At 54.5% G+C, this 9,699-nt stretch carries 9 protein-coding genes and 1 pseudogene; 3 read left to right on the top strand and 7 right to left on the bottom strand.

Annotated elements, in window-relative coordinates; translation table 11 throughout:
- Positions 1–223: pseudogene (locus tag RR877_RS08860) on the bottom strand (helix-turn-helix domain-containing protein); the annotation flags it as partial.
- Positions 224–524: 301 nt separating this feature from the next.
- On the opposite strand from RR877_RS08860, the gene RR877_RS08855 reads away from it, so the two are divergent.
- A complete protein-coding gene (locus RR877_RS08855) occupies positions 525–2,342 on the top strand; it encodes an MDR family MFS transporter (protein WP_332550629.1) in 1,818 nt (605 codons plus the stop codon).
- Between the two features lie 49 nt (positions 2,343–2,391).
- Here RR877_RS08855 and RR877_RS08850 read toward each other — a convergent pair whose 3' ends face one another.
- Together RR877_RS08850 and RR877_RS08845 are read right to left on the bottom strand one after the other, a co-directional pair.
- Complete coding sequence (locus RR877_RS08850) at positions 2,392–3,057, bottom strand: pyridoxamine 5'-phosphate oxidase family protein (RefSeq protein WP_277494841.1); 666 nt, start codon at positions 3,055–3,057, stop codon at positions 2,392–2,394.
- The gene (locus tag RR877_RS08845) at positions 3,050–3,901 is read right to left on the bottom strand and encodes a site-specific DNA-methyltransferase (protein WP_332550628.1); all 852 of its coding nucleotides are present in this window, start codon (positions 3,899–3,901) and stop codon (positions 3,050–3,052) included. The genes RR877_RS08850 and RR877_RS08845 overlap by 8 nt, the downstream gene beginning before the upstream one ends.
- 37 nt (positions 3,902–3,938) lie before the next feature.
- On the opposite strand from RR877_RS08845, the gene RR877_RS08840 reads away from it, so the two are divergent.
- Complete coding sequence (locus RR877_RS08840; RefSeq protein ID WP_277494839.1) at positions 3,939–4,265, top strand: GNAT family N-acetyltransferase; 327 nt, start codon at positions 3,939–3,941, stop codon at positions 4,263–4,265.
- Here the strand turns inward: RR877_RS08840 and RR877_RS08835 are convergent.
- Genes RR877_RS08835 through RR877_RS08820 form a run of 4 tightly spaced genes read right to left on the bottom strand, consistent with a single transcriptional unit; the run spans position 4,262 to position 8,580 of the window.
- Positions 4,262–5,107 (bottom strand): alpha/beta fold hydrolase, encoded by an 846-nt coding sequence (locus RR877_RS08835; RefSeq protein ID WP_332550627.1) that lies wholly within the window; start codon positions 5,105–5,107, stop codon positions 4,262–4,264. The two genes, RR877_RS08840 and RR877_RS08835, sit on opposite strands and share 4 nt — an antisense overlap.
- Positions 5,107–6,573 carry an oligopeptide:H+ symporter gene (locus RR877_RS08830; protein ID WP_277494836.1) on the bottom strand — a complete coding sequence of 489 codons (1,467 nt, stop codon included), beginning with the start codon at positions 6,571–6,573 and terminating at the stop codon, positions 5,107–5,109. The genes RR877_RS08835 and RR877_RS08830 overlap by 1 nt, the downstream gene beginning before the upstream one ends.
- A 4-nt stretch (positions 6,574–6,577) precedes the next feature.
- Complete coding sequence (locus tag RR877_RS08825) at positions 6,578–7,303, bottom strand: glutamine amidotransferase (RefSeq protein WP_332550626.1); 726 nt, start codon at positions 7,301–7,303, stop codon at positions 6,578–6,580.
- Positions 7,300–8,580 carry a MurT ligase domain-containing protein gene (locus RR877_RS08820; protein WP_332550625.1) on the bottom strand — a complete coding sequence of 427 codons (1,281 nt, stop codon included), beginning with the start codon at positions 8,578–8,580 and terminating at the stop codon, positions 7,300–7,302. The genes RR877_RS08825 and RR877_RS08820 overlap by 4 nt, the downstream gene beginning before the upstream one ends.
- 310 nt (positions 8,581–8,890) lie before the next feature.
- On the opposite strand from RR877_RS08820, the gene RR877_RS08815 reads away from it, so the two are divergent.
- Positions 8,891–9,574, top strand: a complete 684-nt coding sequence (locus RR877_RS08815; RefSeq protein WP_332550624.1) for a FadR/GntR family transcriptional regulator — start codon at positions 8,891–8,893, stop codon at positions 9,572–9,574.
- Positions 9,575–9,699 lie beyond the last annotated feature (125 nt).

Genomic DNA, 9,699 nt, shown 5'->3' with positions numbered 1-9,699 from the left:
GGTTTTGAACCGAACCAAAAGGCCTGCCCTTAGGTTTGGGCATCAACGCCTCATCACCGCCTGCTCGCCATTGACGAGCCCATGCGGTCACAAGCTGAACAGAACTTAACTGAAACTCTGCCGCGAGTTCCATCTTTGTCGCACCGGCAAGAAAACGTTCGACTACTTCTTTTTTGATTTCAAAAGAGAAAGTACTTTTGGTTTTGCTTTGCATAAGACAAAGCCTGCCATGAAGCATCCACTTGCGATGGAACTGTTTCGAGGCGTCAACGGAGAAACCTAAACGGTTAGCGGCGGCAACATAACCGAAGCCGGTTTCGAAGAGATCAACGAGCTGTTCTCGTTGAGGTGTTGTGAGTGAACTATTTGGTTGCAAAGAAATACTCCCCAGAAATTGGATACTGATTAATCAGTCCAACTTTTGGGGAGCAGTTCATAAACCGGGAGGGGTATAGCGTTGAGAAGTACACGGGATGTATTTCCCCGTGAATTCTTCCCCCCTCAACGTTGACGTTAGAAGTTGTATGTCGAAAACAGATGCTCGCGCCCTTGGCGAATCAATCATGACCAAGAGAGAAATTCTCATGGTCATGATCGGACTCATGTCCGGCATGTTCTTATCCGCGCTGGATCAGACCGTGGTGAGCACCTCGATGCGCACCATCGCCGATGACCTTGACGGAATGTCCTTGCAGGCATGGGTCACCACCGCCTACATGATCATGTCGACCATCTCGACTCCGCTCTATGGCAAGCTCAGCGATATCTTCGGCCGTCGCCCACTGTTCATCATCGCAATTTCTGTTTTCGTGCTGGGTTCACTTCTCGCCGGCACAGCTGACACGATGTATCAGCTCGCTGGTTACCGCGCTATCCAGGGTCTGGGTGCTGGTGGTTTGATGGCGCTTCCGCTGGCGATCATGGGTGACATGCTCGCTCCGCGTGAGCGCGCGAAGTACCAGGGCTTCTTCCTGGCTGTGTTCGGTGTCTCCTCTGTGATTGGGCCACTCATCGGTGGTCTGCTCTCTGGAACACCTGAGATCCTCGGTATCACTGGATGGCGCTGGGTGTTCTTGATCAACGTGCCCATCGGCATCGTGGCACTGGCCATTGTTCTCAAGGCGCTGCACTTACCTAAAACTCACCGCCGCGTGCGCATTGACTGGTGGGGAGCAGCAACTGTTATCACCGCCACTGTTCCACTGCTGGTTGTTGCTGAGCAGGGACGCGAGTGGGGCTGGCTCTCCACTGCGTCCATCTCCTGCTACTTAATTGGTGTCTTCTCAGCAGTCGCCTTCGTCATGATCGAGCGCTCCATGGGCGATGATGCCCTTATCCCAATGAAGATGTTCACATCACAGACCTTCACGATGGCAACCATCTTGGGCGTATTCGTGGGCTTTGGCATGTTCGGCGCCATGATGACCATCCCCCTCTACCTCCAGTTGGTCAAGGGAGCGACCCCCACTGAAAGTGGTCTGCTCATGCTCCCGATGATCCTGGGCATGATGATTGCCAGCATTGTCAGCGGTCAGGTCATGTCTCGCACCGGAAGCTATAAGTGGTTCCCTCGTTTTGGTACTGCTTTCATGATTCTGGGCTTCTTGCTCTTCACCAGACTGACCTGGGATAGCCCACTGTGGTTCGTCATGGTTGGCATGTTCTTCATGGGTGCAGGTCTGGGTCAGCTGATGCAGACTCTGACCGTAGCCAGCCAGAACTCTGTTGGCCCCCGCGACATTGGTGTGGCCACCAGCTCCTCAACCTTCTTCCGCACCATGGGTGGAACTGCCGGCACGGCAATCTTGTTCTCGGTCTTGTTCAACACCATCCCTGAAGCCCTCAAGAAGGCATTCGAAACTCCTTCAATCACGGCAGGTGTAGCTAAGGCATTGGCCGATCCAGCAATTACCTCTAACCCCGCTAACGCCGGCATCCTTGCCGTTTATAAAGACCCCACTGCTGTGGGCTCATCCCTCGATGGCGACACCTCGTTCTTGGTGGGCGCGAACGAAGCATTGGCTAAGCCCTTCCTCGTGGGCTTTGCCGAAGCAACGGTGACCGTCTATCAAATCGGCCTTGTGGTTGTGGTGATCGCATTCATCCTGAGCTGGTTCCTCAAGGCAACCCCTCTTCGTCAGAAGTCGGCCATGCAGGAAGCAGCAGATGAGGATGCGGTTCTTCTGGCCGAAAATGCTGCCGAGATGATGGGCTCGATTGTTGAGCCTGGCACGGCAACTGGTGCGATCCGACTCAAGGAAGCCGAAGAACGTGAGGCTGCTCGCGAGGCTCACAAGGAAAAGGCCAAAGCGAAGTCGCGAAAGAAAGCACAAACTTCCTAAAGCTCAACAACCTTCACACTCTGCCCAGGCATCGCCTGGGCAGAGTCAGTTAAACCAGACGCTGCGTTTGAGCAATAACTGAAGGGGAAACGGGAGTTCCCTCTGGGGTCATCTCGGAGGCGTAGGGTTCGCCCGCAACAACACGCAAAGGAAGAATGCCTGCCCATATGGAGCGGTCATCGCCATCATCTTCGAATTCGTCTGGACCGGCATCACTGATCTTGACGCTCACGCGTTCCAGAGGAACTCGCAGCACCATCGTTGCTGCCAGTTCCTTCTTAGTGGTCTCACGAACTTCGTCCCAGCGCCCGGGCATCATGTGGTTGGTGAGAATCGCGAGAGCTTCGAGCTTCTCGTCCCCCTCAACCACGGTTGCACTGCCCATAATCACAGCAGAGCGATAGTGAATGGAGCTTTCAAAAGCTGAGCGCGCGTAAACAAGACCGTCGAGCAAGGTCACCGCAATAGAGAGCGGACGTCCGTCCGCCATTTCACGGAAAATACCTGACCCAGTAGAGCCATGGATGAGCAGAGTATCGCCATCGCGACCTATCCCCACCGGTAGAACCACGGGCTGTTCTCCGCGAACCACAGCAACGTGACCCACGATGGCTTCATCAAGGAGCGCGTTCAACGCTTCGCGGTCGAAGACCTGCTTCTCCGGGATACGCTTCACGCGGAGTTCTTCGGTGCGAGGAAGTTCAGCATTACTCAAAGCGCACAGCTCCTTCGAGGGGGGCGAAGCGCGACCGCATCACGGCGAGCGCTTCGGGGTTTTGATCAATCAAAATAAAGTTGCGGCCCAGTGATGCGGCAACAGCACCGGTTGTGCCACTGCCGGCGAAGAAGTCCAACACGGTGTCGCCTTCACGACTGGATGCCTGAACGATGCGGCGCAGGATGCCTTCGGGTTTCTGGGTGGGGTAACCGGTCTTCTCTTTACCCGTGGGCGAGACGATGGTGTGCCACCACACATCGGTCGGAAGCTTGCCCTTGGCTGCCTTCTCTGCTGTGACGAGACCGGGAGCCATATAGGGCTCACGATCTACTTCTTCCGAGTTAAAGAAGTAGTTCTTGGGGTTCTTCACATAAACCAAGATGGTGTCGTGCTTGGCTGGCCAGCGACCCTTCGCCTTCGCGCCGTAGTCATACGCCCAGATCAACTCGTTGAGGAAGCTGTCGCGCCCAAAGAGTGCATCGAGCATCACCTTGGCATAGTGTGCTTCGCGGTAGTCGAGGTGCAAATACAAAGTGCCGTCGTCAGCGAGCAAACGCCACGCTTCACGCAGCCGGGGCTCTAAGAAGGCCCAGTAGTCATCAAAGCGATCGTCGTATTTCATCAGATCGCTACGGGTGCGCTCATAGCTCTTGCCCTTGAAACCCACCAAGCCACTGGTGGAATCGTCCGCAGCAAGGACAGACGTCACCTTGCTGCGACTCTGTTCACGACCCGTGTTGAACGGTGGGTCGATATAAATCAGCGTGATGGATTCATCCGGCAGCGTCGCCAAAACTTCGAGGTTGTTTCCCTCGATGATGCGACCAGTTGCTGAACTCACTCGCCCATTCTCGCAGTTATCGTCCTAGGCTCGTTCTATGAGCACTGAAGTAGTCCACCAACCCGGACAAAGTCGCTATGTCATCTTGAGCGATGAGAAGGAAGTGGGCGTCGCCCACTACGTCTCCCGCGAGGGCGACATCATGATTACCGGCACCTTCATTGACCCTGCTCACCGTAATGAAGGACTCGGTGCAGTGTTGGTTCGCCGCACTATTGATGACATCATTGCCACCACCGACAAAAAGGTCACCTCAGGCTGCTGGTTTGTCACGCAGTGGCTCGACCTTCACCCGAACTACGTGGAGAAGGCGCGCTCAGGCGGAGTGGATGCCGAACTGGGCAACACCTGCCGGATTGTTTAGGACGCTACTCGTTCCGAGATCCACGAAATCATGTCGTCGAGAACTTCATCTTTGTTGGTCTCGTTGAAGATTTCGTGACGTGCCTCGGGATAAATCCCCAGAGTCACATCGGTTTGGCCAGCACGCTCGATATAGCTTTCGGCAAGTTTGATGTTGCTGGGCTTGCCACCCAAGGTGTCGTCTTCGCCCACGATCAACAACAAGGGAACTTGAGCCATGTCTTTAGCGGGCTTGCCGAACAGGCGTAAGCCATCGGCAAGACCATAGAGCTTGAGAGTGTCTGCCTCGAAGGTCCAGGGGTCTTCCTTGAATGCCTTCCAGACAGCAGGGTCACGGCTGAGCCACTCGTGACCGGTGCAACCAGGAGCGTCAAACTTCTTGTTCAGCTTGCCCGCATTCATCGAGCCAGGCTGACGATAGGCGCTTCCGGAGAACACCACGGCGGCATAGTCAGCTGCGTGGTCATTGATCAGTACTTGACCCATGAGTGAGCCCATGCTGTGACCCAAAAGCACGATCGGAACACCGGGGTTCTCGGCACGAATAATGTTGGTGAGTTCGGTGAAGTCCGCCACCGCGGCGCGGAAACCGCCAGGTCCCAGCTTGCCGAGCTTGGAGAGATCTCCGCCGAACTGCTTGACCCCCGTGCGGCCGTGGCCGCGCTGGTCAGGAACATAGGCGCTGTAGCCAGCTGAGTTCAGCGCGGCAGCAACGTGGGCATAGCGGCCTGCGTGATCACCGAGCCCGTGCATGATCTGAACCACGGCACGGGGGTTGGGAACCGAGTACACGTCATAGACAATTTCAACGCCCTGGGAGTCAGTGAACTCGGTGGTGATCATTAGCGAACGCCTTCCATCAGCTTCAAGACCCACTTACGAATGAGTAAGAGCACAATACCGAGTCCGATGGCCGCCAGACCAGAGTAGGCGAAGTAATCGAAGTTCAGTTCAGGGTGCTTTTCGTCATAGAGACCAGCAAGCTGACCTGACATTGCCGTTCCCAGCGCGCTGGAGAGGAACAACAGCGCCACCATCTGGGTGCGGAAGGCAGTGGGTGCCAGCTTGGTGCTCACCGAGAGGCTGACCGGTGAAATCAACAGCTCCGCAATGGTGAACACGAACAAGATGGCAACCAACGCGAGCAGTGGTGCGGTGTGAGGGGCTGCGTTATATACGGTCAAGAACAGCAAGAAAGCGATACCCATCACAATGGTTCCAAGACCCATCTTGACCGGAGTGCTGGGCTGCTTGGTTCCCCACTTGGTCCACAGCGCAGCGAAGACACCAGAGAGAGCCAAGATGAAGACCGGGTTGATCGACTGAACCCACGAGACAGGCATGTCCCAACCAAAGATGCTCAGGTTGAGCTGGTCATTTGCGAAGACCGTCACGACCGTGAACTGCTGCTGATACAGCGACCAGAATGCAGCACAGGCGATGAACAGTGGAATGAATGCCAACACGCGGTTGCGCTCAATCGGAGTGATGAGTTTGCTGCCCAAGATCACGATGAAGTAAGCAATAGCTGCAGCCGCGGTCACGATGATGATCACCGTGGCGAGGTTGCTACTGGTGATAACACCCGAGAAGACCAAGATCACGATGAGGGCAACACCAGCTGCGGCGAGTGCGCCGACCATCCACTTCTTGTTGGAAGGAAGGGGGTTAGGAACAACACGAGTCTGTGGTGGAAGCTTTCGGCGACCAATGGAGTACTGGATCAAACCGGCTGCCATACCAACGGCTGCAAGGCCGAAACCCCAGTGGAAACCATAGGTGGTCTGCAAGAAACCAGTAGCCAAGGGGCCCACGAATGCACCCAGGTTGATACCCAAGTAATACAGGGAGAAACCGGCGTCTCGACGAACATCGCCGGGGGCATAGAGCTGACCCACAATGCTTGTCGCATTAGCCTTCACACCACCGGCGCCGATGGCGATCAGGATCAAACCAACGGTCAGGCCAACATAAGCAGGAAGAACAGCCAAGGCAACGTGGCCAAACATGACCATGACAGCGGCATAGAACAGAACACGTTCGCTACCAAAGAGTCGGTCAGCAAGCCAGGCTCCCAGAATGGTCGCGAGGTAAACGCCACCACCATATGCCCCCACGATTCCGGTAGCGACCTTGACGTCGATACCCAGACCACCCTTAGCCACGGGGTAGAACATGTAGAGCAACAAGATGCCCTGCATGCCATAGAAGGAGAAGCGCTCCCACATCTCCACGCCGAAGATGGTGGTGAGCTGGCGAGGCTGACCGAAGAAAGTCTTCTCGGGCTTTGCGGCCGTAGTAGTCGACATGGAGTTACCTATTCTTTGTCACAAAGTCGAGACGCTCTCTACGAAGCGCCTCCACTTCTGCCTCGACGATGTGTTCGAGCTTACGGCCAATGGCCCAACTCAGAAGTTGTTCTGCGACCTGCGGGTTTCTAACCAAGCAAGGTCCGTGCAGGTAGGTGCCGATGACTCTGCCATTGATGGCGCCTTCTGTTGTGCCATCTCCGTTACCAATCCCGGAGGTCACGGAAGCAAATGGTTCAACGCCCGAACCCAGGTGGGTGAAGCCTCCGTGGTTTTCGTATCCGGTGAGAACTGCCGTGATTCCAGTTGGGCCTGACGAGAGTGGGTGAGCAACGAGTTCACCCACGGCACGCTTGTCCAAGCGGTCCGTGGTGACATCAAGTAGTCCCAAACCAGCAGAAGGCTTGCCCTCGGCGTCAAGGAAGGTGTGGCCCAAGATTTGATATCCAGCACAGATTGAGAGAACAGCGGCGCCGTTCTTCACGCCTTCGGCGAGCGCGCCACTGGCGTGCAAAGCTGCAGCTGCAGCTGATTGAGCAGTATCTTCTCCACCACCTAGGACATAGATGTCCGCATTGGCGGGAACCTTCTGGCCGGGTGAGACTTCCTCAACTGACACAGCAATGCCATGTAGTGCGGCGATGTGACGAAGCGCAGCCACATTTCCACCATCACCGTAGGTGCCCAACAGGGTGGGATAGATCGAGGCTATTTTGACGGACCTACTCATGCGTCCACCTCGCCTAAAGCTCCCACACGAATTTTTTGGAACGCGGTGTAGGTAGCAGCGCAGTCAATGACATCGAGCTTGCGAACACTTTCGGGCAGTTCAGCATCTTGAGCAAAGGGGTCCTCGACCACAACGCACTCCACTCCTGCATGCAGCAGCCGCACAGCCAAATCACGGCGGCGATTGCCCGAGGCAATCACCGTTCGACCTGCGAGACGTTCAAAGGGAACATCCCACAACCAGGATGGATCTCTACCGTCAGCATGATTCGAATTGATCATCACGATGACAGGAGTAGGCGCAGGCGGCATGATGTCGAGCAGCTCACTCCAGCCAGCTGGGTTCTTGGCCAGAAGCAAGCGCACTTTCAGTGCACCCGACTGAACAATGGCATAGCGACCAGAAACAGCAGAGACGGTCGACATCAGCTCGACAGCCTTGGGTAGGTTGTAACCCAGCTCGCTGCAGGCAGCCAAAGCCATAGTTGCATTCGATGCGTTGAAGCGGCCCGGCAAGCTCAGCTGGGAGAGGTCAAACTTTTCACCGGTTGGAGAAATAGCGGTTGCCGTGGTTGTGCCCTTGGATGCTTTCCACTCAAAGTTCCAGGAAGGAGTGGGGCGCTTGCGGCCACAACCCGAGCAGCTCCAGGTCTTCTCATCACGACTCAACAAAGTTCCGCACTCTGGGCACACAGAGGAATCAGCGGTCCACGCTTGCCCAGCACCAACCCACACAATCTTCTTTGCCTTTTCCGCAGCGAAGACCACGATGGGGTCATCAGCATTCGCGATGATGAGGACCTCGGGGTTCTCTTCAATCATCTTGCGCCACTTGCGAGCAAGCATGGCAACTTCGCTCATGCGGTCGAGTTGGTCTCGGCTGAGATTAGCCATGAGCACAACCTTGGGCTTGGTCTCTTTCACTATGCGAGGCAGGTAGGCCTCATCAACTTCGAGAACTGCTTGAGCTCCAGGAACTCCCGTTGCCAAGGCCCAGACTGCGCCTTCAGTCATGTTGGCCCCGGTAGTGGGTGAAGCAATTGGTCCACCTTGGCTCATTGCAGTGGCAAGAAGACGAGTTGTCGAGGTCTTCCCGTTCGTTGCAGAGACAAGCGCTGCCACGCGACCCTGCGCAAGATCTTCTAGCGCGTGGGTAGAGATTTTGAGGGCGACGGTGCCACCAATGATCATGCCCTCACCGCGGCCAGCCAACCGCGAAGCGGTGGCGGCAAGTTTGCCCGCAGAAATCGCCAAACGGGTTCGCAGGGGCGTATTCACGTCTCCACTTTATAAGCTCATCGCAAGAACAAAGTAGTGACAGGCTCATCCAGTTTTCTAGTGATTTACTGGGTTATTTCGATGTTGTGGCGCATCAAGATGTTTGTCCAGCAGGAATACGAAAATGCCTACGCATGCCTTCGTATGCGAAGGCATGCGCAAATAAAGCACCTATTAAAGTCCCTCAATTGGCCAATCGGAATTAGCGATCTCAAGAGCTTTTTATTGATTGAAAAATGAAATTACTTACTTCGTTATGCAAATTGGAATTTAGTGACTTCCCCAATGAAATAGCGGGTAAAATCGTCTTATGGCCATCACCGATGAGGTAATTCTTCAAATCAAAAACATGATTGTTAGTGGCCGACTTAAACCTGGCGATCGGTTGCTTCCAGAGAAAGAGCTCAGTGAAGAGCTTGGTGTCTCACGGAACAGTCTTAGAGAAGCAATAAAAGCTCTGGTTGTCTTCAGGGTCTTGGATGTCCGCCAAGGAGACGGAACCTACGTAACCAGTCTCGAACCAGATATTTTGTTGGAAGCAGTGTCATTTGTTGTGGACCTCCATGACGACGCTTCAATCTTGGATCTATTTGCAGTCCGAAGAATCCTCGAACCTGCTGCTGCAGCGCAAGCAGCATTACAAATATCTTCTGACGAAATCACAGAGCTACATACTCTAATGCATCAGATAGATGAGTCCTCTAGCATCGAACAACTAGTTGAACACGACTTAGCCTTTCATCACCAAATAGTCGCTGCAGCTGGGAATGGCTACCTAACAAGCCTGCTTGATTCTCTCTCCAGCTCAACAGTCCGTGCACGTGTTTGGCGCGGTTTGACTCAAGATAAAGCTATTGAACGCACCTTAAGCGAACATAAGGCAATCCTTGCTGCAATCGAAGCCAAAGATACAGAGCTAGCTAAAGCGTTAACGACTGTGCACGTTTCTGGGGTAGAACAATGGCTTCGACTAGCGTTAGATTCAAGCAAGTAGGTTTTTGGCTTACTTACTCTTTGTAAAAAAATTATGCGGCCCCCCTGCTTGAACTGAACCCCAAAAGTGGGACTCGTAATTAAGAGTCACTACTTGAAAGGGAAGAAAGTTCATGGATCTCAGGG

It is taken from the genome of Aurantimicrobium sp. (genome assembly GCF_036667855.1).
In the GTDB taxonomy this organism is placed as follows: Bacteria; Actinomycetota; Actinomycetes; order Actinomycetales; family Microbacteriaceae; genus Aurantimicrobium.
This window is presented reverse-complemented; position numbering and strand designations above follow the sequence as displayed.